This is a genomic window from Campylobacter iguaniorum (assembly GCF_000736415.1).
In the GTDB taxonomy this organism is placed as follows: Bacteria; Campylobacterota; Campylobacteria; order Campylobacterales; family Campylobacteraceae; genus Campylobacter; species Campylobacter iguaniorum.
The window spans coordinates 1,637,997-1,661,029 of the sequence record NZ_CP009043.1 but is presented as its reverse complement, the minus strand read 5'-3'; the positions used below and the strand labels follow the sequence as shown (position 1 = coordinate 1,661,029).

The window sequence follows — 23,033 nt, the reverse complement described above, 5'->3', positions numbered from 1 at the left end:
TTACAAATAAAAGTAAATATTTTACAAATTTTTTAAATTTTTGATTATAATATGCAAAAATATGGTCAAATTTAAAGGACTAAAATGGCAAAAACTATCATCGAAGTAGAAAAGCAAACTGGTATTTCATCAAGAACTATCAGATTTTGGCTATCAAAAGGGCTTTTTCCTTTCGTCGAGCGTGACAAAAACGGTGTGAATTATTTCAGCGATAGAGATATAGAGTGGGTCATGTGGGTGGATTGTTTCCGCAAAATTGGCATGAGTATAGAAAAAGTAAAAGACTATATAAACTTAGCCGCAAAGGGCAAAAGTAGTGCCCCTCTTAGGCTAAAAATGATAGAAGATCAAAAAGCGCTCATCAAATCTGAGATAAAAAAGCTAGAAGAGATAGATAAAAAACTTGATTATAAGGTCAGTTATTATAAAAATATGATAGCCAGTCATGAAGATACGATCAATCCAGCAAGCAAGGATTATGAGGGCATAATGACTCTCAAAAAAAAGATAAAATCTGCTAAATAAACTTTGGAATTTGGATAAGCCAAATTCCACTTTCTTCTTAAATTTATATAATTTTTCAAATTTACCCTTGACAAACACTTAGTGTAAGGTTTTATAATGTCGTTTAAATTTAGATCATTAGGAGAGATTATGCAAGTAGTTGAGTTAAATAATGGCGTGAAGATGCCTATTTTGGGTTATGGAGTGTATCAAATAAGCGATTTAAAAGAGTGCCAAAGATGTGTAGAAGACGCTCTTAGCGTAGGCTACAAGTCGATCGATACAGCTCAGGCGTATTTCAACGAAGAAGCAGTCGGCACAGCTATCAAGACAAGTGGTATCAAAAGAGAAGAGCTTTTCATCACTACAAAGCTTTGGATAAGCGATATGAGCGAAGAGGCTGCATTAAAGGCTTTTGATATTTCGCTTAAAAAACTTGGTCTTGATTATCTTGATTTATATCTTTTACATCAGCCTTTTGGTGATGTTTATGGAGCTTGGAGAGCGCTTAGCAAACTACACAAAGAAGGCAAAATAAGAGCCATAGGCGTGAGTAATTTTTATCCAGATAGGCTTGTGGATTTTTGTTTGCATAACGAAATCAAACCAGCTATCAACCAAATCGAATGCCACCCGTTGCTAAACCAAGAGTATGCAAAAAATGTGATGAGTGAATTTGGCATCGTGATGGAGGCTTGGGCGCCTTTTGGCGAGGGCAAAAGTGGGATGTTTGATAACCAAACCATAGCAAATATTGGCAAAAAATATGGCAAAACAAACGCACAAGTGATACTAAGATGGCTCATCCAAAGAGGTGTCGTGGTGATCCCAAAAACAGTTCGCAAAGAAATAATGATAGAAAATATCAGCGTATTTGACTTTAGCTTAGATGAAAACGATATGAGCTTGATAGCTGGACTTGAGAGTGGAAAAACCCTATTTTTAGATCACCGCGAGCCAGAAACGGTTAAGTTTTTAAACGGGCTCTTTAAATGAATATAAATCAAATTCTAAGCCTAAAAAAGGGCGAGGGCAAGTTTTTGCTTATCGCTGCGTTTTTTATATTTAGTCTGTTTGCTAGTTATTCTTTGCTTAGACCAATTAGAGAAGCCCTTGGCATAAGCGGTGGGGCAAGTGAGCTAAAATGGCTATTTTTAGGGACTTTTATAGCTACAATAATCGGCTCAATTTTGGCTATGATTTTAAGCGGAGCGATCAAACGCAAGCTTTATACAGACTTTATTTATGGCTTTTTTGCTCTAAATTTAGTAGGATTTTTTGTCCTTATTCGCCAAATTCCACAAAGCAGCGAGGCATACTTAATCGTAGCTAGAAGCTTTTATATTTGGGTGAGCGTTTTTAATATTTTTGTGATTAGCACTGCTTGGAGTTTGTTGGCTGACCTTTTTAGCAAAGAAAGAAGCGCTAGATTATTTGGCATTATCTCGGCTGGAGCTAGTTTAGGTGGGATTGTTGGAGCGTTTTTTGTGTCGTTTTTGAGTAAATTTATAGACGTTCCAAGCTTTATTTTTATCTCTGTAACCTGCCTTGTCGTCTCTTTAGTATTAAAAAATTTGCTAATCAAAGAAGCTTTGAGTTTAGAAATACCTCAAACTGGCGTGGCCTCTATAAAAGAGAGATTTGAGCGACCAATCGGCTCCAAAAATCCATTTGTGGGCTTTTTCTTGATTATCAAATCGCATTATTTGCTAGCTTTACTAGGATTTATACTCTTGCTTACTAGCGTTTCGACGTTTTTATATATGGAGCAAGCAAGAATAATCTCTGGTATGTTTGAGAGCAGAGAAGCAAGAGCAGCAGCATTTGCAAATATCGATTTTATCGTGCAACTCTCCAGCTTTTTGATCCAGATTTTCATCACTTCAAAGATAGCAGAGTTTTTCGGTGTCAAATGGCTTTTGGGCGTGCTTGGATTTGTGGTAGCTTTGGGGTTTGTTTTACTGGCATTTTATCCTACTTTTGGGGTTTTGGTGCTTGTGATGAGTATAAGACGCATAGGCGAATACTCACTTGTAAAACCTGGTCGTGAGATGCTTTTTGTGCCACTTGATAGCGAGAGTAAATACAAGGTCAAAAATTTCCTAGATACCGTGGTTTATAGAGCTGGGGATTCCATGAGCGCGGCAGTAGAAGGCGCTATAGCCAAGATTAGCATAAGTGCTGTTTTGTTTGTGGGGGCTTTCATTAGCTTTGCATGGGGGATTTTGGGCGTGTATCTTGGCAAAAGGTATGAAAAAGAGGATTTTAAATTTAAAAGCGAGGAGACAAAATGAAAGATTCTAGGCGTAAATTTATAAAAAATAGTATGATTTTAGGCGCTGTAAGTTTGGCTGGGGCGACTATTTTAAATGCAAAAACCAGTAATAAGGAAAATAAGATGAATACTCAAGTTTGGTATATCACAGCAGCAAGCGGTGGGCTAGGGCTAGCTCTTGCAAAATACCTTCTAAGCAAAGGAGACAAGGTCGCAGGAACTAGTAGAAATCTTGCTAATATCATAGACAAGCTCGGAAATGAGAGTGATAATTTCTTGCCTTTGGAGCTTAAATTTGATGAGAAAATGAGCCAAAATATAGAGGCAAATATCGCCGCAATCAAGGCTAAATTTGGCAGACTTGATAACGTGGTAAACAACGCTGGATATGGGCTTCTTGGCTTTGTCGAAGAAACTAGCGAAGCTGATCTTAGGGCGCAGTTTGAAGTAAATGTTTTCGCGCCATTTCTTGTAGCAAAACACGCATTAAAGCTTATGCGTCCACAAGCCATTAAAGAGGGTGGAAACGCACAAAATATCAGAGCAAGGATATTTAATCTTAGCTCGATAGCTGGATTTAGAGCCTCAAACAATTCAACGCCGTATTGCATGAGTAAATTTGCTCTTAGCGCGCTTAGTGAAGGGCTTTTGCTAGATCTCAAAGACTTTGGGATTCACAGCGTAAATATCATGCCAGCTGGCTTTAGAACGCAGTTTTTAGGCACTAGCATGGAGCTAAGTAAAAAAGATAGAATTAGTGATTATGAGCTAAAAAGAGAAGCTTTTGAGACTCATGCGAAAAATTATAGTGGCAAACAAGCTGGCAATCCAGCTAAATTCGCAGAGATTTTATATAACGTTTCAAGAATGAAAGAACCTCCTTTTAGCCTATTTTTGGGCGCGGCAGCATTTAGCTCTGCTAAAAATAAAATAGCCTGGCTTGAAGAAGATATGAAAAATACTGAGGCTTACGCAGGAAGCGCAGCAGACTTTGAAAACTCAGCAGGAAGCGCATTTAGCGCTAGATAAGGAGAAAAAATGAACAAGATATTAGTAGCTTATTTTTCAGCAAGCGGGCAAACTGCAAGACTAGCAAAAACAATCGCCGACGCAGCCGGAGGCGAGCTTTTTGAGATAGTTCCAGCTCAAATTTACACCCCAAATGATCTAAACTGGCACGATTCAAACTCTCGCTCAAGCCTAGAGATGAAAGACGCCCACTCACGCCCAGCCATAGCAAATTTGAAGCCAAATTTAGACGCTTACGATACTGTTTACGTGGGCTTTCCGATATGGTGGTATGAGGCGCCGCGTATCATTCAGACATTTTTACAAAGTTATGATTTTAGCGCTAAATCCGTGGTGCTGTTTGCTACAAGTGGCGGAAGTGGTATGGGGCAAACTCAAAATATCTTAGCTCAAATTTGCAAGGCTAATTTTAAAAGTACCGGCGTGATGAGTAGTTATGCTAGTAAAAATGATGTTTTAAATTTGATTAAAAAGCTTAATTAGGATTTTGTATGCTCAATCGTAGAGATTTTATTAAATTTAGTATATTTTTATTTGGTTCAAATTTATTTGCAAATACCAGTAAGAGTGCTATAGTGTATTATTCTAGAACGCTAAATACGCATATATTTGCTAGCTTTATATCTATGCAAACAGGTGCTAAGCTTTTTAGGATACAAACTAAAGATAGCTATCCAAAAGACTATGATGAAATGGTTAAATTAGCTTATTTGCAAAAGCAAAATTCTATATTTCCAAAACTTGAAACTAAGTTTGATTTGAGCCAATTCGATACTATATTCTTGGGAGTGCCACTTTGGTCTTTGGATATTTGCGCTCCTGTAAAAAGCTTTTTGGTAAACAGTGATTTGAATGATAAAACTATTATTCCTTTTATATCAAATGCTGGTTGGAGCATAGATATGGCGGTAAAAAGTATAAAAAATCTTTGCGATGCAAACGTACTTGATGCTTATTCGTTTGTAGCTAAATTTAAAGAAAAAACCAAAAGAGATTTAGCTGAATTTAATACAAATTTGATAGCAAATGACGAAGCATTTTTAAATTTAGAAAAAGAAGCCATAAAAAAATGGCTTCAAAACTCTTAAGCGAAAATTTCTTTTAAATGTTTATCATAGTCTTTGAGATACTGCTCTACTTGCGGATTTTTGACTACGTCATTGCAGATGAAAGTGGCTAAAGCACTCATTCCTAAAAACTCATGAGCTTTATGCAAGTGCAAATACACGCCATCTACGCCAACTCCACCAAAAAAATGCTCTTTATTTGTAAATGCTTCAAGTGGCGCATTCCAAGTGAGGCTAAACATATATTTTTTGTCTTTTGCTAGTCCTCCTGAGCCGTATTTCGCACTTTCGTCTTTCCTACTTCTGCCGTCGTTTTGGTATAGCACGCCATATCCAGCGGTAAGTACATCATCGATATATTTTTTGACTATCCAAGGCTCGCCCATCCACCAGCCAGGCATTTGCCAGATGATAGCGTCTGCTTTTTGCCACTTTTCAAGCTCGCCAGCTACGTCATATCCGTCATCTATCACGGTTTCTAAGATATCTTTTCCAAGCGATTTTAGGGTTTGCTTTGCTTGGTTTTGTAGGGTTTGGTTTAAAATACCTTTTGAGCTGCCAAAGTCTTTTGCGCCGTTTATTAGTAAAATAGTATTCATTTGTATCCTTTGATTTCGTCGTTGAATTATTATTTTACTATATCAGTGGTAAATTTAGCTAAAATGATAAAAATATTTTGGATTTATAATCAAAAATTAAATTCTATTTGCCAAATATTATGTAGAATAAAAAATAAAATGATATTATTATGATAATATATTTAAAAGGAATAAATGTGAATAAATTCATATTTTTTTACTATGTTTTGCGTTTGCGATTTTGCCATTATGAAATTTGATATAGTTAAATTTGGCGCTTGTGGAGATATCGCTGGGGTGGATTTGAGCCAAATATCTCCACTAAATCGCAGAAAACTAAGCAATACGGCTAAATTTATCTATTCTAGTATCTTGGATTTTGGGCAATTTGATATGCCTATAGTATTTGCGTCAAATTTCGGCGAGATAAACCGTTGTATAGATTTGTTATCTGAGCTAAGTGGCTCATCGCTGGTTTCTCCAAACTCTTTTTCAGCTTCAGTGCTAAATGCTCCGGTTGCAAGTATTGGGATTTTGCGCCAAATACATAGTCCGATATACGCTATAAGTAGTTCCGCGCCAGTTGAAGATGCTATGATTTGCGCTATTTCAAAGCTTAATGAGTTTCAGCAAATTTGCGTTATTGCTTACGAAGAAGATGCGTTAAGCGAGTTTAAACAATGTGTTGCCTTTATCATTAAAAATGGCGATAGCTGCGAGCTTTGCTTTGAAGAGTTTGATAAAAACGCCCAAATCCAAAAAGAAAACCCAAAAAGCACGGAAGTTTTTGTGAAGAATTATCCAAATAATTTTAGCTTTACAGGCGATAAACTGATCTACAAATGGAGCTTTGGGCAGTGAAATTTATCAAAATTTGCATAACTGGCTTTTTGTTCATTTGGTTTGGGATTATCTGTATTTTTGGCAATCTACTTTTTTGCCCTATAATTTTGCTAGGATTACAAAAGTATAAATTTGTAAGGCGATTTTCTAGATTTTTAGTAAGAAATGCTTGGGGATTTTTCATATTTTTTACAGAGTTTTTAGGCTATCAGCACTCAAATGCTTCTATTTTAAAAACAGTAGGCAGACCAGGAGAAATAATCATTTCAAATCACCCAAGTTTGCTTGATATTGTATTTTTCTTATCAAAAATCAAAAACGCAAATTGCATAGTAAAAGGCGAACTAGAAAAAAATATTTTTTTGTTTGCAGCCATAAAGGCTTGTGGTTACATACCAAACACAAACAACGAAGAGTTTTTAAACAAAGCTTGTGAAGCTTTGAAAAATGGGGAGATTTTGGTTATGTTCCCTGAGGGCAGCAGGACAAAAGATGAGATTGTTTTTCATAAAGCTGCTGCTTATATCGCTATAAAATCGGCGAAATATCTGACGCCTATTTATCTTGATATGAAGCCAAGAAGCCTAAAAAAGGGCGAGGCGTGGTATAAAACACCAGCAAATACTATAAACTATAAATTTAAAGTATTACCTAGCATTCAAATAGATGATTTTAGCACGCAAAAGCCTGATCCCATAAGAGCCAGAGCCTTGCATAATTGCTTAAAAGAAATTTACAATGAGGAGTTTAAAAATGATAGATGAGATCAAAGAATTAATCATAAAAGATCTAAATTTAGAAGATATGAAAATATCTGACATAGATGAAAACGCCCCGCTTTTCAGTGGTGATGGGCTTGGACTTGATAGTGTGGATGCTTTGGAGCTCGGACTTTCTATGCAAAAAAAATATGGAATAGCCGTAGACGCTAAAACCGATAATCTAAAAGAGATTTATCACAGCGTAAAGTCGCTAGCTGATTTTGTAGAAAAAAATAGGAAATAATTATGAATAAAGATGAGATATTTGAGATTTTAAGAAATGCTTTGGTTGAGCTTTTTGAAATGGAGCCAGAAAAGATAAAGCTTGAAGCTAAAATTTACGAAGATTTAGACATAGATAGCATTGATGCGATTGATTTGATTGATTATATCAAAAGACAAACTGGCCACAGACTAGAGCCAAACGACTTCAAAAACGTCCGAACCCTAGGCGATATCGTAGAAGCAGTTGCTAAAAAATTCTAACAAATGTTAGTGTTAGTTAAAACTTTAATTTTTTTAGCGACACTGGCTTATCCGTTTTTTGTGGTTTTAAATTTAGGCTTTTTGAGTGGCGTTTTGCTTTTGCTTGCTATTTTGTGGGGTGTGAGAGCTTGGCTGGAAAACAGGATTTTTTATCTATTTAGCCTATTTTTTGTGGTGGTTTATTTTCTAAATGATTTGAAGTTTTTGTATCCAGTTGCCGTAAATTTAGCATTTTTAGGGATATTTTTATATAGCTTAAAAGACGAAGCTATCATAACTAAGTTTGCAAGATTGAAGCAAAAAGATTTGCCGATAAAAGCTATAAATTACACTAGAAATTTAACTAAAATTTGGATTGTATTTTTTGCTTTGAATGCTGGAATTTGCCTTGCTTTAGCCTTTATAAATGAACATATTTGGATGATTTATTGCGGGTTTGTTAGTTACTTGTTAGTTGGTGTTTTGTTAGTGGGAGAAATTATTTATAGAAAGATTTTTGTGCGATGATAAATGAAAATGTCTATTTTCTTGAAGAAAAATCTGGCTTTAGCGAGCTTGCAGACCAAAGCTTAAAATTTGGTTCATATTTGAGGTCAAAAAATATAAAAGAGATCAAAATTTATTTGAGCTCTACTTTTGATTTTTGCGTTGCACTTTTTGGAGCGATGAGTGCAAATGCACTTGCTCACGTCGTCTCTGATGCTAAATTTGCCGATATTAATGATGATAATTTCGCACATTTTAGTGGCGATTTGGATAGCGAATTTGAGCTAAATTTGGACTATGAGTTTTTCTTATACACTTCAGGAAGTAGCGGTAGCTCAAAGGCTATAAAAAAGTCGCTCAAAGATATGTTTGAAGAGGCTATTTTCTTGCGCGATTTTCTAAGCTTGAACGCTCAAAATCTCTATACAAGCGTCACTCACCAACATATGTTTGGACTTACTTTTAAGGTGTTTTTGCCTCTTATTGCGGGACTAAAAGTGCTTAGCAAAAAGCTTGATTATCCTGAAATCGTGCTTAGCTATGATTTTACAAATACCATTTTTATCAGCTCTCCAGTGGTTTTGAGTGCTATTAGCAAATACGGAGGAACAAATATTAATAAGGCTGATTTGATAGTTACGGCTGGATCGAAGCTAGAAAATGAGCTGAGAAATAAATTTGACGCGAAAATCATGGAGATATATGGCAGCACAGAAACAGGTATCGTAGCAGCAAATTTCGGGTCTGGATTTGAGATTTTGGGCGGTGTAAATTTGAGCCTAAACGACCAAGAAAGGCTGATTATAAACTCAAAATGGTGCAAGGAATATCTAAGCTCAGATATGGCTGAGATCAGTGGCAAAAGCTTGAAGCTTCTTGGTAGATTTGACCGCATTATAAAGCTAAATGAGTTTAGATTTAGTCTCGATGAGGCTGAATGTGAGCTTAAAAATCATAAATTTATTAGCGATTCTAAATGCGCCTTACTCGCAGGCGACACGCGTATAAAGGCTCTGATTTGCCTTAGCAAAGAAGGCAAGGATGAGTTTAGAAATAGTGGTAAAAACGGGATTATCAAAGCTTTAAAGGGGCATTTGTTTGATAAATTTAAGACAAATATTCGCCACTTTAAAATTGTAGAAAAAATCGAAAAAAATAGTTATGGCAAATTTAGCGTTGATGATTTTAAAAGAGTTTGGCAAAGAAAGCTTACGCCTAAATTTGAGCTGATAAATCCTTTAGAAATGCAAGCAAATATTAGCGAAGAGTGCTTCTTTTTTGAGGGGCATTTTAGGGATTTTCCACTTGTTCCTGGATTTATGCAAGTTGGATTTGTTATGGACGCTTTGAGTGAGCTTGGCACCGTGATTGATAAGCCTTATAATGTGGAAAACTTGAAATTTACAGCGTTTCTAAGACCTTTTGACATCTGCAAAATCACAATCTCAAAAGAGGCAAATCTGATCAACTTCAAAGTCTACGCAAATGAAAAAATAAGCGCAAGTGGGAGGATAAGAATTGTATAAAATTTGCTTTTTGATACCGTATTTTAACCACCCGCGAAACATAGTCAAAATCTGCGAAATCTTGAAGGCTTACGATAAAACAATAGTCATCATAGATGATGGAAGCGATGAAGCCTCCAAAAAAGCTATCAAGGATTTGGACGTTATTAAGCTAAGTAACGAAAAAAATCTTGGCAAAGGGGCTGCGGTTAAAACTGGTTTTGCTTGGGCTTTAGAGCATGGATTTACCCACGCATTTCAAGTAGATGCCGATATGCAACACGACCTAAGAGTCATACCAAAAATGCTTGAATTATCAGCCACAAATCCTTCGAATTTAATCTGTGGATATGGAAAATACGGGCAAGACATACCAAAAAGTAGGCTTTATGGTAGAAAAATTACCGATTTTTGGGTATATATAAACACTTTTGGTGGCAAATTTAAAGACGCGATGACTGGCATGAGAATCTATCCTTTGGATCTTAAGGCTATCAAAGATACGACTTCAAACAGAATGGAGTTTGATATCGAAATACTTATGAATTACTACAAAAATGGAGTTGAGATTTGTTGGATTGAAGTGCCAGTAAGATATGGTGAGATTTCGTATTTTAGGTCATTTAGGGATAATTTTCTAATATCAAAAATGCAAGCGAAAGCGTTTTTTACTCTGCCATTTTTCATTTACAAAAGGCTAAAAAGTGGCAAATAATTGGTTTGAACAAAAGGAAAAAGGCTCATTTATTTTGCTGAAAATTACCTTTTATCTTGTATATTTTCTACCCAAATTTGTCTTGACACCGATTATTTTTCTTGTATCTTTTGTCTATTTTATCATTTCTAAAAATGAGCGACAAAATTTGAAAAAGTTTTACGCGAATTTAAATGCTAAATTTGCAACAAAACATAAAAATAGGTTTTTGAATTTTTATGAGTTCTCAAATAGCTTAACTGATAAAATCGCCGTTTGGCTAGGAAAGATTAAATTCGATGATCTGATTTTAGACAACGAGCGAGAGCTAAATAAGCTATTTTTTTCTGGTGGGTCAGGGAAGGTAGTCATCGTTAGTCATTTTGGAAATATCGAGATCGCAAGGGCGCTTAGCAGCCACGCAAAAGGCTTGAAAATGGCGATTTTGGTTTATGATAAAAATAGTGCAAATTTCACAAATATCATAAACTCACTTAGCAAAACAAATATCAAAACCTTTAAGGTCGATGAGCTAGACATCAGCTCAATGCTTGAAATATCAAATTTCATAGATGGCGGCGGATTTATCTGCGTGATGGGCGATAGAACACCACTAAATGGCAACAAAACCACGCAAGTAAAATTCTTAGGCAAAATGGCTGATTTCCCACAAGGTGGATTTGCAATAGCTAGTATATTAAAATGCGATATTTGGGCGCTTTGGTGCATAAAAATCAAAGGCAAATATCATCTAAAAGCTGATTTCTTAGCCAACGATGTAAATAGGCGAAAAATCGGCTCCTACATCCAAATTTACGCTGATTTACTAGCGCAAAATTGCAAATCTTATCCGCAAATGTGGTTTAATTTTTTTGATTATTGGGGTAAAAATGAAAAGCTATAAGAGTAAAGTCGAGTTTTATGACGTGGATAGTATGAACGTGGTTTGGCATGGCAATTACGTTAAGTTTATCGAGCAAGCAAGGTGCGCGTTTTTAAGCGAGCTTGGGTATGATTATGAAGATATGAAAAACGACGGCTACGCCTATCCTGTGGCGAAAATGGATTTTAAATTTATCGCTCCGCTATTTTTCAAAGACGAGATAGAAATAAAGGTAAAACTTATAGAAGTGGAGAGTTTTTTAAAGTTTAAATATGAAATTTACAACCAAAACGGGCAAAAAGTTTGCGTCGCGACGACATCGCAAGCTTGCGTAAAAATGTCGAATTTACAAACACAATTTAGTGCTCCAAACAAGCTAAAAGAGCTGGTAAAAGGGATAATATGAAGTTTATTTTTTGTTTGTTAGTTGGTGTTAGCGTTAGTGTTAGTAGCCTTTTTGGCTTTAATGAAAAGGGTATCAAAAACCTAATCAAAACTGACCAGGTAGAGGGTAATTTCACCCAGACTAAAACAATACAAGGTTTTAAAAATAGCATAATTTCTAGTGGTACTTTTAGCATAATCAATGGGACTTTTGAGCAAAACACAACTAAGCCAACTAAGTTTAGCATAAGGGTTAGCAAGGAAGGGATTTTTGAGTTTGACGGCGAAAATTACCGTAAAATAGAGCTAATTTTTGATGAAGAGCTATTTCTAAATATGCTAAATGTAAATTTGACCGCCTTAAAAAGCGATTTTGATTTTATCATAAGTGGCGATGAACCTAGCTGGCAAATAGAGCTTAATCCTAAAAATATCATCGCTAAGATTTTTAAGCAAATCACAATAAGTGGCGATAAATTTGTAAAAACAATAAAGCTAGATGAAGCGGGCGGTGACGTGACGATCTATAGCTTCAAAGTTGGTGATATATGAGAGTAATTTTTGGCGTTATTTTTGCTATTTTTTCACTGTTTATCTGGCAAAACTTAGCCAAGATAAATACGGATATTTTTTCGCTTTTAGAGCTTAAATTTGATAATGGCGAAGAAAAAATCATAGCAAATTTCAACTCCAAAAATGATTTTTTTATACTTTTTAAGGATATCAAAGATAAATATTTTATAGAAAATCTAGTTGATAACTCAAATTTGCTTTACAAGAATGAGCCAAATATAGCAAATTTATCAAGCCATATTTTAGCTTTGGCTGATATAAATTTGATAAATACACTTAAGAGCGATCCAAATTTATTTTTTGATGATAGTATTAAAAATATATTTTCGCCTTTTAGAATTTTACCTTTGAGTAGCGATTTTTTCGGATTTGTTAGGGGTTTGGATCTTAGCTTTGGAGCGAAATTTGATCCAAAAACAAAGCTTTTAAAAACTGAAAATTTTTATTTGATGAGCTACCAAGTAAAGTCAAATTATTCTTATGAAAAACTCTTAAATTTAGCTAGCGAGCTTAAACAAAAAGATGAGATTTATCTAAGCTCACCATTTTTATTTCAAGCATATTCTAAAAAAACTGCAATAGAGCAAAGCTCGTATCTTGGGGCTATTTCGCTGGTTTTGAGTATTTTATTTATTTGGTTTGCTTTTGGCAATTTTAGAGCCTTTTATATGATTTTTATAGTGGCGTTTTCGCTAGTTTGTGGGCTTTTTGGCACGCTTTTAGTACTTGATAGTTTGCATGTGCTTACCCTTGTGATTTCTACTAGTTTGATAGGTCTCATACTTGATTATCCGCTTCATTTTTTGAGCTCAAACACGGGCAAAAAAATCCAAATTTCTGATATAAAATGTGTGAGAAAAACTCTTTTTATAGCATTTTTTGTGACTGCTTTTGGGTACGGAATATTTTTATTTTCGCCAATGGGATTTTTACACGAAATAGCTATTTTTTCACTATTTTCACTGATTGGAGCTTTGCTGGGCACCTATTTTTTATTTCCAAATTTGATAAAAGATGAAATTTTTTATAGTCACAAACGCTTTGATAAATTGCTTGATTTTTGGATTTTAGCTTGCAAAACAGTGCTTAAAAATATTAAATTTATCGCTGCTTTTGCGGCTATTTTTACCATGATTGGGATTTATAAAATCGCCACTTCAAATTTGAGTGATGATATCAAAAACTACTCAGTAGCCCCCACTTGGATGCTGGAGCATTCAATGGTTTTTGCTAAAGAGATGGACTTGGTGGGAAGCAAATTTATCATAGTGAGCCAAAATCAGAGCAAAGATTTAGTAGAAAGTCTTGGAAATCTGATAGAAAAGCCGTTTTTTGTATCTAAATTTTTTAACGAAATTTGGTTGCAAAATGAGATAAAAGATGAGCTAGCTAAAGCTCAAAATGATAAAAAAATAGTCCAAAAATACGAAAATATCGGCATTTTGCAAAGTGATTTACAAAGCGAATTTCACAAAATAATTTCACAAAAAAGCCTTAGTCCACAAGAGGTTTGTTTGGAGCTTTTGGGCGTTAAATGTGATAATTTTTTTGCAGATAATAAAGAGATTATTTATATCGCTAAAGCGACGCAAAACGCTGAGTTTGACGCTATTTTAGATAAATTTGGTGCTAATTATAGCGATTATGTTAAAAATATAAATAGCTCATTTATAGACATTAAGCTTAATGCTGTAATTCTAAAAATTTGTGGTTTTGTGTTTTGCTTTTTGGCTTTGTGGGCTTTGCTTGGGCTTAAAACCAGTGTGAAAATAAATTTTATAGTCATTTGGGTTAGCTTGTTTTGTCTATCTTTTTTTGCTATTTTTGGATTTGAGATAAATATTTTTACGATATTTGGTTTGATTTTAGGAAGCGCTGTGGGGATTGATTATATGCTTTTTGCTTGTGACTTAAAGATGCATTTTAAAAATCGAATTTTAGGTATAATCTCAGCAAGCGTGACGTCTATTTTTTCATTTGGCGTTTTGGCTCTTAGTCCTACGAGCGCTGTTTTTAGCTTTGGTTTGAGCGTATTTTTGAGCGTATTTTTAGCCTCACTTTGTGCTTGTTTGCTTACTTTAAGGAGCGCAAAATGAGAGTGGCTAAATTGCATATTTTGGCCGATAAAAGCACTCTAAAGCTTTCTTATAAAAGCCTAAATAGAAGCGATAAAAATAGAGTTAAAAAATCGCCAAATTTACTTCAAAATAGGGATTTTGTGGTTTCAAGAGTGCTAAAAAATCGCACCCAAAAAAGGCGAGTTTGTTTGTCGCATAAAGATGGAATTTGCTTTTTAGTGAGTGGAAATGTGAGATTTGGGATAGATGCTGAAAAGCTAAAAGATAGAGAAATTGCCAGCGTTTGTGAGTTTTGTTTTGACGATGATGAGATGAGGATTTGGCAAAATAGCAGTGATAAATTGCTCCAGTTTTATAAGATATTCACCACAAAAGAAGCTCTTATAAAGCTAAAAAATTTGGATTTTGGCAGTTTAAAAAATGTGAATTTTTGCGATAAAAATATCTTTAAAACTCATCAAATTTACAAAGATTTTTTGATAACTATCGTTTGCAAAAAGAGATTTATGCTAAAGGAGATTGTGTGCTAAAAGCTGGCTTGGCGGGGGTTTTAGTTTTGATTTTGGCTGGTTGTGCGACCAAATGGGAAGCTCCTGCGACGCCTAAATTTGGTCAAAAAAGTTTTGAGCTGGTTTGCGATAAAGAGCGTTATATGCTTTATGTCTCTGATGAGCTAAATTTCGTCCTTTTAGACGCGTTTTTAACTCCAGTTGTGAGTAAAAAGCTAGAAAATGGAGCGTTTCAAAATACAAAATTTTTGCCACCAAATGCTAAATTTGATGAAATATTTATAGGAATTTTAAATATGATAAAAAATGAAGAAAAAATATCTTTGATAAAAGCCAAAAAACTAACTTGCAAGGCAAAAGAACTATGAAAGTTTTTATCTCAAAACCAAGCATTCTCTCATCTGCTGGAGATGAAAAAGAGCTTTTACAAAACGCTTTTTTAGGCAAAAGTGCGTTGCAAATCGCCGAAGTTCAAAATAAAAGTTTTATGGTCGCAAAGGTCGCTGATAAGCTTTTGGACTTTAAATTTATCAAAGAAAGCATTTATCAAACAAGAACCAACCAAATCGCATTGAGCGCTATTTTGCCACTTTGTGAGCAAATCGCAAAGCTTACAGCAAAATACGGTAGGCAAAATATCGGAGTGGTCGTAGGTACGACGACTTCAGGCGTGGAAGAAAACTACAGGGTTTTTGAAAATGGCAAATTTGATATGGCGAAATTTGATCTGCAAAAGCATTCTTTGTCAAATCCGGCTAAATTTATTCGTGATTTTTTGGGGCTTAGCGGAGTTGCTTATAGCATTTCTACTGCTTGCACGTCTGGGATCAAAGCTATAAGTGAGGCAAAAAATTTAGTGGAGAGTGGGATTTGTAAAGCCGTGATAGCTGGCGGTGTGGATAGTTTAAATACTCTTACTTTGTTTGGGTTTGATTCTCTTGGGATACTTTCACGTCATAAATGCGATCCATTTGGTAAGCTTAGAGATGGGACAAATTTAGGCGAAGGCGCTGCTTTTATGATAGTTGGAAGTAACGAGGTTGGAGAGATACGCATAAAAAGTGCTATGGCAAACTGCGACGCATTTCATATGACGAGTCCCAGAAGCGACGGTTTTTATCAAGCAAATTTGATAAAATCAGCCCTGAACGCGGCGAATTTAAGCGATGTGGATTATCTGAGCTTGCACGCAACAGGCACGGTAGCAAATGATTTAATGGAGTCAAACGCTGTGTTTAGTAGCGGGATAAAATCACCAAGTAGTGGGATAAAGCAGCTCATAGGACACACGCTTGGGGCTGCTGGAGCTATAGAAAGTGGGCTTTGTGCTTTGGTTTTGGGTGATAGCTTTTTGCCTTTGCAAAGTATAAAAAGTGGCTATGATGATGCCTTGCAGAAGATAAATTTAGTCACAAATTTACAAAAAAAGCTTGTGAAAAACACCATGAGTTTGTCGTTTGCATTTGGCGGAGATAACGCTTGTATAATTTTAGGAGTGGATGATGATTGAGAGTTTGCTGCCTCATAGTGGCGATATGGTTTTGGTTGATGAAATTATTTTTGTCAATACCCAGAGCATAAAGACAAGAACGACTATCAAAAATAGCGAGTTTATCAAAAATGGCAAATTCCCGAGCTACGTGCTTATAGAGATAATGGCTCAAACTTTGGGGCTTTATAAGAGCTTTTTGGACAAAAATAGTGCACAAAAGCTAGCCTTTTTGATTGGTAGTAGAAAATGCGAACTATTTAGACCAAATTTAGAAATAGGCGACGTGGTGGATATCAACGCTTCTATTTCGATTCAAGATGAGAGCGGATTTGGGGTTTATGACTGTGAGGCTTTTGTAAGCGATGGGCTAGTTGCTCGTGCAAAGCTTAGCGTGCTTAATCCAAGCGATAAAATGATGATAAGGTTGAAAAATGAATAAAAAAGTATTAGTAACTGGTTCAAGTAGGGGCATCGGCAAGGCAATAGCTAGAAGGCTAAAAGAAAGTGGCTATGAAGTGGTGATCCACGGAAGAAGCAAGAGCGACGGGCTTTTAAGCTTAAGCAAGGAGCTTGGAAGCGAGTTTGTCTGCTTCGATGTCGGCGATACTTTAGAAGCTAAAGAGGCTTTATCTAAATTTAGTGAGCCATTTTACGCAGTGGTTTTAAATGCTGGGATAGCTAGAGACGCTGCATTTCCAGCTATAAGCGAAGATGATTGGAAAGGCGTCATTAATACAAATTTAAATAGCTTTTATAATGTTTTAAATCCACTTATAATGCCTATGATAAGAGCTAAGATTGGTAGAATAGTCGTCATTAGCTCAGTAAGTGGCATAGCTGGAAACAGAGGTCAGAGCAACTACTCAGCTAGCAAAGCTGGGCTAATAGGGGCTAGCAAAAGCCTTGCCATAGAGCTTGCAAGTAGAAATATCACTGTAAATGTGGTCGCTCCAGGGCTCATAATGACAGATATGATAGACGAAAACTTGCCCTTAGATGAGATAAAAAAGCTCATACCAGCTAAGCGTTTTGGTGAGGCAAAAGAGGTCGCTGGTATCGTTAATTTCTTACTCACAGATGAAGCAGCGTATATAACAAAACAAGTAATAGGTGTAAATGGAGGCATGATATGAGAGTTTTTGTAACCGGATATGGGATAATTAGCTCATTTGGAAATACTTGGGAAAGCATAAAAGTGGCTTTTGAAAAAAAGCAAAATGCAGTGCGATATATGGATGAATGGGAAAAATATAAAGATTTGGTTACTAGGCTTGCTGCTCCTGTGGATGGATATAGTATGCCAAGCTCTTGGAGTAGAAAACAAACTAGAAGCATGGGTAGGGTGAGTTGCTTTAGCGTCGATGCGACTAGCAGGGCGCTTGAAATGGCAAATTTACTTGGCGATGAGAGTATAAAAAATGGCTCAATGGGCGTCGTCGCAGGATCAAGTACTGGAAGCACAGACGCAATAGCTTCTATGGCTAAGCTTTTGTTAGATGGACAAAGCGACTGCAACGCAAACACCTATATAAAAATGATGCCACACACTACAGCTGCAAATATAGCACTTTTTTATGGTCTTAAAGGTAGGATCATACCGACTAGTTCGGCTTGCACTTCAGCAAGTCACGCCATAGGATATGCTTACGAATCGATCAAATTTGGCAAAATAGATATGATGATAGCGGGCGGGGCTGAGGAGCTTTGCGCTAGTGAGGCTTATGTTTTTGATACGCTTTATGCGACAAGTTCTAAAAATAAGACTCCAAAACTTACTCCGTCGCCTTTTGACGCAAACCGTGATGGGCTGGTGCTTGGTGAAGGGGCTGGATATCTGATACTTGAGAGTGAAGAAAGTGTGATGAGAAGAGGCGTTAAGCCTATTGCTGAGGTAGTTGGATTTGGTAGTACAAGCGATGGCACACACATAACCCAGCCAAATAGCCAAACAATGACTGTGGCTATGGAGCTGGCTTTGAAAGACGCAAGCTTAAAACCAGCAGATATAGGCTACGTCAACGCTCACGCCACTGCGACAGTTCTTGGAGATATCGCAGAAAGCATAGCGACAAATCAAGTTTTTGGTAGCGACATAGCTATTTCAAGTACGAAAAGTTATTTAGGTCATACTCTTGGGGCTTGCGGGGGACAGGAGGCTATATTTTGTATCGAGATGATGAAACAGGGCAAATTTTACCCTACGATAAATTTAAATGATATCGATGAAAGATGCGCTAAGCTAAATTATCTTAAAGATTTGGCGTCTATCAACACAGATTTTGTAATGAGTAATAACTTTGCTTTTGGTGGGGTGAATACATCTTTGATTTTCAAAAAAGTTGATTAAAAGTAATTGTCTTACTAAATTAGTAGGGCAACAAAATAAAGTTAAATTGATTAAATTTAGTGGCCGGGAGAAAGGGATTCGAACCCCTGGAGGCTTTCACCTCAACGGTTTTCAAGACCGCCGCTTTCGACCACTCAGCCATCTCCCGGTTTGTGTTAGTTTGAAGTTTTCTCTCCAACCCATTCAGCGCCGTCATTGACCTTTTTCTTTGACCATTGATATGCACTATTTGAGTCTTCTTTAACTCCATGCCAAGTATTTGAACAACCAAAAAATGCAGTAATCATAAGCGCCATAATAAAGTAACGCATAAGAACTCCTATAAACTTTTGGAGGCGACACCCAGATTCGAACTGGGGGTAAAAGCTTTGCAGGCTTCTGCCTTACCACTTGGCCATGTCGCCATGCAAACAAATAATTGGGTGGTGCCCAGAGCCGGACTTGAACCGGCACGGAAAAAATATCCGAGGGATTTTAAGTCCCTTGTGTCTACCATTCCACCACCTGGGCAAAAAATGGAGCGGGAAACGAGATTCGAACTCGCGACCCCAACCTTGGCAAGGTTGTGCTCTACCCCTGAGCTATTCCCGCGTTATTTTTTGGAAATGAAATAATATCAAAACAAAGCTTAAAGATTTATTTAAAATGTTTTTAAATTTAGTCAAATTTCAAAAAAATCTAAGTAAAAAGCTGGTAATATTCCAAATACAATTATCATTGTTGGGGTTATAGCTCAGCTGGGAGAGCGCTTGAATGGCATTCAAGAGGTCGGCGGTTCGATCCCGCTTAACTCCACCAAGTACCATATTCCAATCATTTCTTAAACTTCAAAAAACCCCTAAAAATCATCATCTAGTAAAAATTAAGTTTTCATTTGTTATCGGTAATTAAATAAAAACAGTACCCAAAACAGTACCTCTTTTAAGAAGTATAAAGATTTTATGTATCTTTTTGGCGGTGTGGAGTATGCTTTGCCATAAATCGCTTATCCACACAAGCCTTTTTACTTTCATTTATCTACTTAGTCTATTTATAAATTCCTTTTGATACTGTGGTAGTTTAGAGCGGCTCACGCCTTGAAAAACTAATGGCTCTAAATACACCATTCCACAATGCAAAGCGCTTGCTTTCATCGGCACAAATACATCAGCTAGCTCCATTCCTATGCGACCATTTTTGCCATAAGTAGAGCTGCCACCAGCTGCTGTTGAGACCACAAGCATCTGCTTTCCTTGCCACAGTCCTGGCCCCACGCTTCCCCAAGTTTCGTTAAGATAGGCTTTCATCATTGGCGTGATATTAAACCAATGCGTTGGAAACAAGAACACAACTCGTTCGTGTTCTTGCATGATTTTATACTCTTTATCGCCGTCAATTGCTCTAGTGTCAAAGCCGTAAATTTCTTCTAAGTCGCGAATAGTCACGTTTGAGACCGTTTTTGCTGCTTCTTTTAATCCTTTAAAAAACGTGCTAGTTTCTTTATACGGATGAGAAGCGATGATTAGCGTTTTAACCGGAGCCTCAACTCCAAAAGCCACGCCACAAGCAAGCAAAATTGCCAAAATTAATCTTATCATTTTTACTCCTATTTATTTGGTTGTTTGATCGCTTCAGCTACGGCATTTTTAAACTCTTCGTCACTTACCTTTTCTAGCCATACAGTTTTATTATCATTTGCATCCATGATTGAGAGATGTGCCATCCACGTGGTCGCCCCACCAGCGTGAAAATGCTTCTCATCTGGATTTATTTTTACGATATCTCCAGGCTCGATTATCCTTGCGCGTTTGCCCCAGCTTTTATAAATCCCACTTCCAGCGGTAATGACAAGGGCTTGTCCTTTTGAGTGAGTATGCCAATCTGTGCGGCTACAAGGCTCAAAAGTCACATTTGCGATATTTACTTTTCTGCCACTTGAGCCGTCATCTAAAGTGTTTAAATACGTCGTGCCAGTAAAGAACTTGCCATATGGATTTAGTTCGCCAAGCTCAAATGGTTGAACAAACTCATTTTTCTCATTTAAATTTGTAGCTTTGATCTCTTTTGCCATTGTTATTTCTCCTAAAGTTGCAGCCACTAAAACTGCTAAAATTGTTTTTTTCATTTTTCTTCCTTGTACGGTGTGATTTCATTTATCGCATTCAATGCGTTTAGTGAGCGTGGATAGCCGATGTAAGGCACTAAAAGCGTGATGACTGCTATTAGTTTGGCTCTGTCATTTTGCATATTTAAATTTCCTGTTATGTGACCTTTGAGCTGGCTTTCTACTCCGCCAAGACTGGCTAAAATAGCAAATGTGAGAAGCTCTCTAAAGCTCAAATTTAGCCCAGTTCTGGTGTAATAATCCCCAAAGCAATTCGCACTCAAAAAATCCGCAAAATGTGCCATATCTGGCGCAAATGTAGATTTATACTTTTTCATGCCTTCACCAAAAATATCTATTTGAGCTTGCAGGCCTTTTTCATGGCGGTTTTGCCTAGTTGTGGTTTGACTCCCACTTTGCTTTAGCTCCACGCCTCTTTTAGCAAAGACCAAGTTTAATACCCTAATAAATTGCGCCATTTTTCCGACACCCACATAAGGAGTTGTGTGGTATAAAGTCTCTTTGAGAACGCTAGGATCTATTTGCAAATTTAGCCCAGCATTTACCATATGCTCAAATTCATTTTCCCCGCCACTTGCCACCAAGCTAACCATGATAAGCAAAACCGCACTTTGGTGATCTATGCCTGATTTTTCCAGGCTTTCATCAAAGGCGAAATTAATATAATTACTTATAAACTCAGGATCGCTGTATCCTACTGGCAGATCTGTGGTTTTTAAAAATGCCATGAAGTTTTCTTTAGCTTTTGGGGTTAAATTTGCGATAGGTTCTGTTTTCATTTTTGCTCCTGAATTTGAATTGGCGTTTAAAGTGCTTGCGCCAAGAGTAATGCTTCCAGCTGTGATGAGGGCTGTTTGTTTGATAAAGTTTCTGCGACTTTGCATATGTTTTCCTTGTTAAATTTGGCTAGAATTTTGTCTAAATTTAGATCCTTGCAAGGCTTCTGCTACTCGCTTAGCGTGTTCTTTTGCTTTGTTTTGGATCTCACTTTTTTTAGATGAACGCATAGAATAACTAACTCCATAAGTGCAAATAAAGCCTAAATTTTGCATTTGAGCTAGATTTGCCACGGCGTCCATCGGATACAAAAACTCGCTTATTTCATGTTTCATAAAGCCGTTTTTGTTATACGCTTCTTCTCCTGCTCCAGTCGTGAGAGAAAACAAAATCTTCTTGCCTTTTAGCTTGTTTCCACTGCTTCCGTGAGAAAAACCATGAGTAAAGACATCTTCTACCCATTTTTGCATACTTGATGGCCACGAATACCAAAAAAGCGGAAACTGCATAACGATAATATCGTGATCTAAGAGTAGTTGTTGGTCTCTTTTGACATCAAATTTATAATCCATACTTCCTAAATCTAGCACGGTAGATGAGGGCAAAAGCTCCTTTAAATTTGCTATGATATTTTTGTTTGCTACTGAATCGTTTTGTAAATTTGTATGGCCTGAGATGATTAAAATTTTGTCTTGCATTGACACGTCCTTTTGATTTGCAAAAAGTGAATTTATACCTCCAAAGCTTATCAAAGCACCTAAAGCTGCTGTTTTTTTCATAAAGTTTCTGCGATGATTTATTTTTTCTCCTTTGAGATTTTGTAAAATTATAAAGCATAACAGTAGGTGTATGTCAAGGGTATCTGTAAATTTTTTAAATTTAAGACTTGCATTTGCTCTGCAAAAACAAAATTTATCATATATTTATCATTTTTTGATACACTCGCACAAATTTAAAAGGAGAAACAATGAGTTTATACGACAGAAATTATGCTCAAGAAAGAAGCTATGAACGTGAAGAAATCAGCCAAGGCGCTAGAGCTTCGTTCGTCAAACAAACTTACAAACTACTAAGCGCGTCACTTCTAGCTGCGACCGCGGGAGCTTATATCGGCGTCGATTATGTCAAATCTTTTAGCTGGATGCTGCTTATTTTAGAGTTTGCTTTGCTTTTTGGCTTGATGTTTTCACGCAAAAATCCTAGTTTAGCGCTTGTTATGCTATTTGGATTTACTTTTGTAAGTGGACTTACTCTTGGTCCGGTACTAAACACATATATCGGCGCAGGAATGGGACACATCATCACTCAAGCGTTTTTGATGACAACTGTAGCATTTGGCGGCTTGACTGTATTTGCATTTAACACCAAAAAAGACTTCTCAGCAATGGGAAAAATGCTATTTATCACTTTAATCGTGGTAGTTGTAGCTAGCTTGCTAAATTTATTCTTCCACAGCGCACTTTTAGCGACAGTTATCGCAGCTGTTGGAGCGATACTTTTTAGTGCATATATACTTTATGATACTCAAATGATTTTACGCGGGGGATATGATAGTCCAGTTTTGGCTGCTGTTGCCTTGTATCTTGATATCTTAAATCTATTTATTTCACTTCTTCAACTACTTGGAATTTTTAGTAAAAACGAGTAGCTTAAATTTG

Annotated in this window: 31 protein-coding genes and 5 tRNA genes; 25 read left to right on the top strand and 11 right to left on the bottom strand. The window is 36.5% G+C overall.

Features of this window, described 5'->3' with window-relative positions; all coding sequences use genetic code 11:
• Window positions 1-84: 84 nt before the first annotated feature.
• From CIG1485E_RS08475 to CIG1485E_RS08450, 6 genes are all read left to right on the top strand, one after another.
• Window positions 85-525 carry a MerR family transcriptional regulator gene (locus tag CIG1485E_RS08475; RefSeq protein ID WP_038455412.1) on the top strand — a complete coding sequence of 147 codons (441 nt, stop codon included), beginning with the start codon at window positions 85-87 and terminating at the stop codon, window positions 523-525.
• A 129-nt stretch (window positions 526-654) separates the two neighbouring features.
• Window positions 655-1,500 carry an aldo/keto reductase gene (locus CIG1485E_RS08470; RefSeq protein WP_038455410.1) on the top strand — a complete coding sequence of 282 codons (846 nt, stop codon included), beginning with the start codon at window positions 655-657 and terminating at the stop codon, window positions 1,498-1,500.
• The gene (locus tag CIG1485E_RS08465) at window positions 1,497-2,798 is read left to right on the top strand and encodes an NTP/NDP exchange transporter (RefSeq protein WP_038455408.1); all 1,302 of its coding nucleotides are present in this window, start codon (window positions 1,497-1,499) and stop codon (window positions 2,796-2,798) included. Before CIG1485E_RS08470 ends, CIG1485E_RS08465 begins: the two co-directional genes overlap by 4 nt.
• Window positions 2,795-3,808: an SDR family oxidoreductase gene (locus CIG1485E_RS08460; protein WP_051870971.1), complete on the top strand. Its 1,014-nt coding sequence runs from the start codon at window positions 2,795-2,797 to the stop codon at window positions 3,806-3,808. Before CIG1485E_RS08465 ends, CIG1485E_RS08460 begins: the two co-directional genes overlap by 4 nt.
• Before the next feature lie 9 nt (window positions 3,809-3,817).
• Window positions 3,818-4,291 (top strand): flavodoxin, encoded by a 474-nt coding sequence (locus CIG1485E_RS08455; protein ID WP_038455406.1) that lies wholly within the window; start codon window positions 3,818-3,820, stop codon window positions 4,289-4,291.
• An 8-nt stretch (window positions 4,292-4,299) separates the two neighbouring features.
• Window positions 4,300-4,896 (top strand): flavodoxin, encoded by a 597-nt coding sequence (locus CIG1485E_RS08450; RefSeq protein ID WP_051870970.1) that lies wholly within the window; start codon window positions 4,300-4,302, stop codon window positions 4,894-4,896.
• Here CIG1485E_RS08450 and CIG1485E_RS08445 read toward each other — a convergent pair.
• Entirely contained in the window at window positions 4,893-5,474 is a 582-nt protein-coding gene (locus CIG1485E_RS08445; RefSeq protein ID WP_038455404.1) for an NAD(P)H-dependent oxidoreductase, read from the bottom strand. The two genes, CIG1485E_RS08450 and CIG1485E_RS08445, sit on opposite strands and share 4 nt — an antisense overlap.
• Before the next feature lie 228 nt (window positions 5,475-5,702).
• On the opposite strand from CIG1485E_RS08445, the gene CIG1485E_RS09240 reads away from it, so the two are divergent.
• From CIG1485E_RS09240 to CIG1485E_RS08365, 17 genes are all read left to right on the top strand, one after another.
• Window positions 5,703-6,314: a beta-ketoacyl synthase chain length factor gene (locus tag CIG1485E_RS09240; protein WP_158336121.1), complete on the top strand. Its 612-nt coding sequence runs from the start codon at window positions 5,703-5,705 to the stop codon at window positions 6,312-6,314.
• Window positions 6,311-7,060 (top strand): lysophospholipid acyltransferase family protein, encoded by a 750-nt coding sequence (locus CIG1485E_RS08435; RefSeq protein WP_235183853.1) that lies wholly within the window; start codon window positions 6,311-6,313, stop codon window positions 7,058-7,060. Before CIG1485E_RS09240 ends, CIG1485E_RS08435 begins: the two co-directional genes overlap by 4 nt.
• Entirely contained in the window at window positions 7,050-7,301 is a 252-nt protein-coding gene (locus CIG1485E_RS08430) for a phosphopantetheine-binding protein (RefSeq protein WP_144242194.1), read from the top strand. Before CIG1485E_RS08435 ends, CIG1485E_RS08430 begins: the two co-directional genes overlap by 11 nt.
• Before the next feature lie 2 nt (window positions 7,302-7,303).
• Window positions 7,304-7,543, top strand: a complete 240-nt coding sequence (locus tag CIG1485E_RS08425; RefSeq protein ID WP_038455398.1) for an acyl carrier protein — start codon at window positions 7,304-7,306, stop codon at window positions 7,541-7,543.
• 3 nt (window positions 7,544-7,546) lie between these two features.
• Window positions 7,547-8,050 carry a COG4648 family protein gene (locus CIG1485E_RS08420; protein WP_038455396.1) on the top strand — a complete coding sequence of 168 codons (504 nt, stop codon included), beginning with the start codon at window positions 7,547-7,549 and terminating at the stop codon, window positions 8,048-8,050.
• The gene (locus CIG1485E_RS08415) at window positions 8,047-9,555 is read left to right on the top strand and encodes an AMP-binding protein (RefSeq protein WP_051870968.1); all 1,509 of its coding nucleotides are present in this window, start codon (window positions 8,047-8,049) and stop codon (window positions 9,553-9,555) included. Before CIG1485E_RS08420 ends, CIG1485E_RS08415 begins: the two co-directional genes overlap by 4 nt.
• Complete coding sequence (locus CIG1485E_RS09380; protein WP_051870967.1) at window positions 9,548-10,249, top strand: glycosyltransferase family 2 protein; 702 nt, start codon at window positions 9,548-9,550, stop codon at window positions 10,247-10,249. The genes CIG1485E_RS08415 and CIG1485E_RS09380 overlap by 8 nt, the downstream gene beginning before the upstream one ends.
• A gap of 148 nt (window positions 10,250-10,397) precedes the next feature.
• Window positions 10,398-11,132, top strand: a complete 735-nt coding sequence (locus tag CIG1485E_RS09375) for a hypothetical protein (protein WP_158336119.1) — start codon at window positions 10,398-10,400, stop codon at window positions 11,130-11,132.
• Window positions 11,119-11,517: an acyl-CoA thioesterase gene (locus tag CIG1485E_RS08405; RefSeq protein WP_038455394.1), complete on the top strand. Its 399-nt coding sequence runs from the start codon at window positions 11,119-11,121 to the stop codon at window positions 11,515-11,517. The genes CIG1485E_RS09375 and CIG1485E_RS08405 overlap by 14 nt, the downstream gene beginning before the upstream one ends.
• Window positions 11,514-12,047: a LolA family protein gene (locus CIG1485E_RS08400; RefSeq protein WP_038455392.1), complete on the top strand. Its 534-nt coding sequence runs from the start codon at window positions 11,514-11,516 to the stop codon at window positions 12,045-12,047. The genes CIG1485E_RS08405 and CIG1485E_RS08400 overlap by 4 nt, the downstream gene beginning before the upstream one ends.
• On the top strand, window positions 12,044-14,164 hold the full coding sequence (locus CIG1485E_RS08395; protein WP_038455390.1) for an MMPL family transporter: 2,121 nt from the start codon (window positions 12,044-12,046) through the stop codon (window positions 14,162-14,164). Before CIG1485E_RS08400 ends, CIG1485E_RS08395 begins: the two co-directional genes overlap by 4 nt.
• Window positions 14,161-14,676, top strand: a complete 516-nt coding sequence (locus CIG1485E_RS08390) for a 4'-phosphopantetheinyl transferase family protein (protein ID WP_038455388.1) — start codon at window positions 14,161-14,163, stop codon at window positions 14,674-14,676. Before CIG1485E_RS08395 ends, CIG1485E_RS08390 begins: the two co-directional genes overlap by 4 nt.
• Window positions 14,670-15,023, top strand: coding sequence for a hypothetical protein (locus CIG1485E_RS08385; RefSeq protein WP_038455386.1), 354 nt, complete (start codon window positions 14,670-14,672; stop codon window positions 15,021-15,023). Before CIG1485E_RS08390 ends, CIG1485E_RS08385 begins: the two co-directional genes overlap by 7 nt.
• Window positions 15,020-16,165, top strand: coding sequence for a beta-ketoacyl synthase N-terminal-like domain-containing protein (locus CIG1485E_RS08380; RefSeq protein ID WP_038455384.1), 1,146 nt, complete (start codon window positions 15,020-15,022; stop codon window positions 16,163-16,165). Before CIG1485E_RS08385 ends, CIG1485E_RS08380 begins: the two co-directional genes overlap by 4 nt.
• The gene (locus CIG1485E_RS08375) at window positions 16,158-16,586 is read left to right on the top strand and encodes an ApeP family dehydratase (protein ID WP_051870964.1); all 429 of its coding nucleotides are present in this window, start codon (window positions 16,158-16,160) and stop codon (window positions 16,584-16,586) included. The genes CIG1485E_RS08380 and CIG1485E_RS08375 overlap by 8 nt, the downstream gene beginning before the upstream one ends.
• On the top strand, window positions 16,579-17,280 hold the full coding sequence (gene fabG / locus CIG1485E_RS08370; protein WP_038455380.1) for a 3-oxoacyl-ACP reductase FabG: 702 nt from the start codon (window positions 16,579-16,581) through the stop codon (window positions 17,278-17,280). The genes CIG1485E_RS08375 and fabG overlap by 8 nt, the downstream gene beginning before the upstream one ends.
• Window positions 17,277-18,494, top strand: coding sequence for a beta-ketoacyl-ACP synthase (locus tag CIG1485E_RS08365; protein ID WP_038455378.1), 1,218 nt, complete (start codon window positions 17,277-17,279; stop codon window positions 18,492-18,494). The genes fabG and CIG1485E_RS08365 overlap by 4 nt, the downstream gene beginning before the upstream one ends.
• A 60-nt stretch (window positions 18,495-18,554) precedes the next feature.
• On the opposite strand, the gene CIG1485E_RS08360 is transcribed toward CIG1485E_RS08365, so the two are convergent.
• The 5 genes from CIG1485E_RS08360 to CIG1485E_RS08345 all read right to left on the bottom strand — a co-directional run bounded on the left by CIG1485E_RS08360 (window position 18,555) and on the right by CIG1485E_RS08345 (window position 19,085).
• Window positions 18,555-18,642: transfer RNA gene (locus tag CIG1485E_RS08360), tRNA-Ser, on the bottom strand.
• A gap of 7 nt (window positions 18,643-18,649) precedes the next feature.
• Window positions 18,650-18,805: a hypothetical protein gene (locus tag CIG1485E_RS09550; RefSeq protein ID WP_197408319.1), complete on the bottom strand. Its 156-nt coding sequence runs from the start codon at window positions 18,803-18,805 to the stop codon at window positions 18,650-18,652.
• Window positions 18,806-18,824: 19 nt separating this feature from the next.
• Window positions 18,825-18,898 (bottom strand) — tRNA-Cys (locus tag CIG1485E_RS08355).
• 19 nt (window positions 18,899-18,917) lie between these two features.
• A tRNA-Leu gene (locus CIG1485E_RS08350) sits at window positions 18,918-19,004 on the bottom strand.
• A gap of 6 nt (window positions 19,005-19,010) precedes the next feature.
• Window positions 19,011-19,085, bottom strand: a tRNA-Gly gene (locus CIG1485E_RS08345).
• Between the two features lie 131 nt (window positions 19,086-19,216).
• Here CIG1485E_RS08345 and CIG1485E_RS08340 point away from each other — a divergent pair.
• Window positions 19,217-19,292: transfer RNA gene (locus CIG1485E_RS08340), tRNA-Ala, on the top strand.
• Between the two features lie 89 nt (window positions 19,293-19,381).
• Here the strand turns inward: CIG1485E_RS08340 and CIG1485E_RS09660 are convergent.
• Genes CIG1485E_RS09660 through CIG1485E_RS08320 form a run of 5 tightly spaced genes read right to left on the bottom strand, consistent with a single transcriptional unit; the run spans window position 19,382 to window position 22,154 of the window.
• Entirely contained in the window at window positions 19,382-19,507 is a 126-nt protein-coding gene (locus tag CIG1485E_RS09660; protein ID WP_265182798.1) for a hypothetical protein, read from the bottom strand.
• Window positions 19,508-20,071, bottom strand: coding sequence for an NAD(P)H-dependent oxidoreductase (locus CIG1485E_RS08335; RefSeq protein ID WP_081867157.1), 564 nt, complete (start codon window positions 20,069-20,071; stop codon window positions 19,508-19,510). It abuts the gene before it with no gap.
• Window positions 20,072-20,079: 8 nt separating this feature from the next.
• A complete protein-coding gene (locus CIG1485E_RS08330) occupies window positions 20,080-20,598 on the bottom strand; it encodes a cupin domain-containing protein (protein WP_051870963.1) in 519 nt (172 codons plus the stop codon).
• Entirely contained in the window at window positions 20,595-21,482 is an 888-nt protein-coding gene (locus tag CIG1485E_RS08325) for a carboxymuconolactone decarboxylase family protein (RefSeq protein ID WP_235183852.1), read from the bottom strand. The genes CIG1485E_RS08330 and CIG1485E_RS08325 overlap by 4 nt, the downstream gene beginning before the upstream one ends.
• A gap of 12 nt (window positions 21,483-21,494) precedes the next feature.
• Window positions 21,495-22,154: an NAD(P)H-dependent oxidoreductase gene (locus tag CIG1485E_RS08320; protein ID WP_197408317.1), complete on the bottom strand. Its 660-nt coding sequence runs from the start codon at window positions 22,152-22,154 to the stop codon at window positions 21,495-21,497.
• 188 nt (window positions 22,155-22,342) lie between these two features.
• On the opposite strand from CIG1485E_RS08320, the gene CIG1485E_RS08315 reads away from it, so the two are divergent.
• Window positions 22,343-23,023 (top strand): Bax inhibitor-1/YccA family protein, encoded by a 681-nt coding sequence (locus CIG1485E_RS08315; protein WP_038455376.1) that lies wholly within the window; start codon window positions 22,343-22,345, stop codon window positions 23,021-23,023.
• Window positions 23,024-23,033: the final 10 nt, after the last annotated feature.

What these genes read in the sequence shown, in the direction of transcription:
- CIG1485E_RS08330 (WP_051870963.1), bottom strand. Translation starts at nt 20,598, where the DNA reads ATGAAAAAAACAATTTTAGCAGTTTTAGTGGCTGCAACTTTAGGAGAA.
- CIG1485E_RS08325 (WP_235183852.1), bottom strand. Translation starts at nt 21,482, where the DNA reads ATGCAAAGTCGCAGAAACTTTATCAAACAAACAGCCCTCATCACAGCT.
- CIG1485E_RS08470 (WP_038455410.1), top strand. Translation starts at nt 655, where the DNA reads ATGCAAGTAGTTGAGTTAAATAATGGCGTGAAGATGCCTATTTTGGGT.
- CIG1485E_RS08365 (WP_038455378.1), top strand. Translation starts at nt 17,277, where the DNA reads ATGAGAGTTTTTGTAACCGGATATGGGATAATTAGCTCATTTGGAAAT.
- CIG1485E_RS08455 (WP_038455406.1), top strand. Translation starts at nt 3,818, where the DNA reads ATGAACAAGATATTAGTAGCTTATTTTTCAGCAAGCGGGCAAACTGCA.
- CIG1485E_RS08430 (WP_144242194.1), top strand. Translation starts at nt 7,050, where the DNA reads ATGATAGATGAGATCAAAGAATTAATCATAAAAGATCTAAATTTAGAA.
- fabG (WP_038455380.1), top strand. Translation starts at nt 16,579, where the DNA reads ATGAATAAAAAAGTATTAGTAACTGGTTCAAGTAGGGGCATCGGCAAG.
- CIG1485E_RS08335 (WP_081867157.1), bottom strand. Translation starts at nt 20,071, where the DNA reads ATGATAAGATTAATTTTGGCAATTTTGCTTGCTTGTGGCGTGGCTTTT.
- CIG1485E_RS09660 (WP_265182798.1), bottom strand. Translation starts at nt 19,507, where the DNA reads ATGAAAGTAAAAAGGCTTGTGTGGATAAGCGATTTATGGCAAAGCATA.
- CIG1485E_RS08395 (WP_038455390.1), top strand. Translation starts at nt 12,044, where the DNA reads ATGAGAGTAATTTTTGGCGTTATTTTTGCTATTTTTTCACTGTTTATC.
- CIG1485E_RS08475 (WP_038455412.1), top strand. Translation starts at nt 85, where the DNA reads ATGGCAAAAACTATCATCGAAGTAGAAAAGCAAACTGGTATTTCATCA.
- CIG1485E_RS08375 (WP_051870964.1), top strand. Translation starts at nt 16,158, where the DNA reads ATGATTGAGAGTTTGCTGCCTCATAGTGGCGATATGGTTTTGGTTGAT.
- CIG1485E_RS08450 (WP_051870970.1), top strand. Translation starts at nt 4,300, where the DNA reads ATGCTCAATCGTAGAGATTTTATTAAATTTAGTATATTTTTATTTGGT.
- CIG1485E_RS08415 (WP_051870968.1), top strand. Translation starts at nt 8,047, where the DNA reads ATGATAAATGAAAATGTCTATTTTCTTGAAGAAAAATCTGGCTTTAGC.
- CIG1485E_RS08425 (WP_038455398.1), top strand. Translation starts at nt 7,304, where the DNA reads ATGAATAAAGATGAGATATTTGAGATTTTAAGAAATGCTTTGGTTGAG.
- CIG1485E_RS08315 (WP_038455376.1), top strand. Translation starts at nt 22,343, where the DNA reads ATGAGTTTATACGACAGAAATTATGCTCAAGAAAGAAGCTATGAACGT.
- CIG1485E_RS08405 (WP_038455394.1), top strand. Translation starts at nt 11,119, where the DNA reads ATGAAAAGCTATAAGAGTAAAGTCGAGTTTTATGACGTGGATAGTATG.
- CIG1485E_RS08465 (WP_038455408.1), top strand. Translation starts at nt 1,497, where the DNA reads ATGAATATAAATCAAATTCTAAGCCTAAAAAAGGGCGAGGGCAAGTTT.
- CIG1485E_RS08390 (WP_038455388.1), top strand. Translation starts at nt 14,161, where the DNA reads ATGAGAGTGGCTAAATTGCATATTTTGGCCGATAAAAGCACTCTAAAG.
- CIG1485E_RS09550 (WP_197408319.1), bottom strand. Translation starts at nt 18,805, where the DNA reads ATGCGTTACTTTATTATGGCGCTTATGATTACTGCATTTTTTGGTTGT.
- CIG1485E_RS08445 (WP_038455404.1), bottom strand. Translation starts at nt 5,474, where the DNA reads ATGAATACTATTTTACTAATAAACGGCGCAAAAGACTTTGGCAGCTCA.
- CIG1485E_RS08320 (WP_197408317.1), bottom strand. Translation starts at nt 22,154, where the DNA reads ATGAAAAAAACAGCAGCTTTAGGTGCTTTGATAAGCTTTGGAGGTATA.
- CIG1485E_RS08400 (WP_038455392.1), top strand. Translation starts at nt 11,514, where the DNA reads ATGAAGTTTATTTTTTGTTTGTTAGTTGGTGTTAGCGTTAGTGTTAGT.
- CIG1485E_RS08380 (WP_038455384.1), top strand. Translation starts at nt 15,020, where the DNA reads ATGAAAGTTTTTATCTCAAAACCAAGCATTCTCTCATCTGCTGGAGAT.
- CIG1485E_RS08420 (WP_038455396.1), top strand. Translation starts at nt 7,547, where the DNA reads ATGTTAGTGTTAGTTAAAACTTTAATTTTTTTAGCGACACTGGCTTAT.
- CIG1485E_RS09240 (WP_158336121.1), top strand. Translation starts at nt 5,703, where the DNA reads ATGAAATTTGATATAGTTAAATTTGGCGCTTGTGGAGATATCGCTGGG.
- CIG1485E_RS08460 (WP_051870971.1), top strand. Translation starts at nt 2,795, where the DNA reads ATGAAAGATTCTAGGCGTAAATTTATAAAAAATAGTATGATTTTAGGC.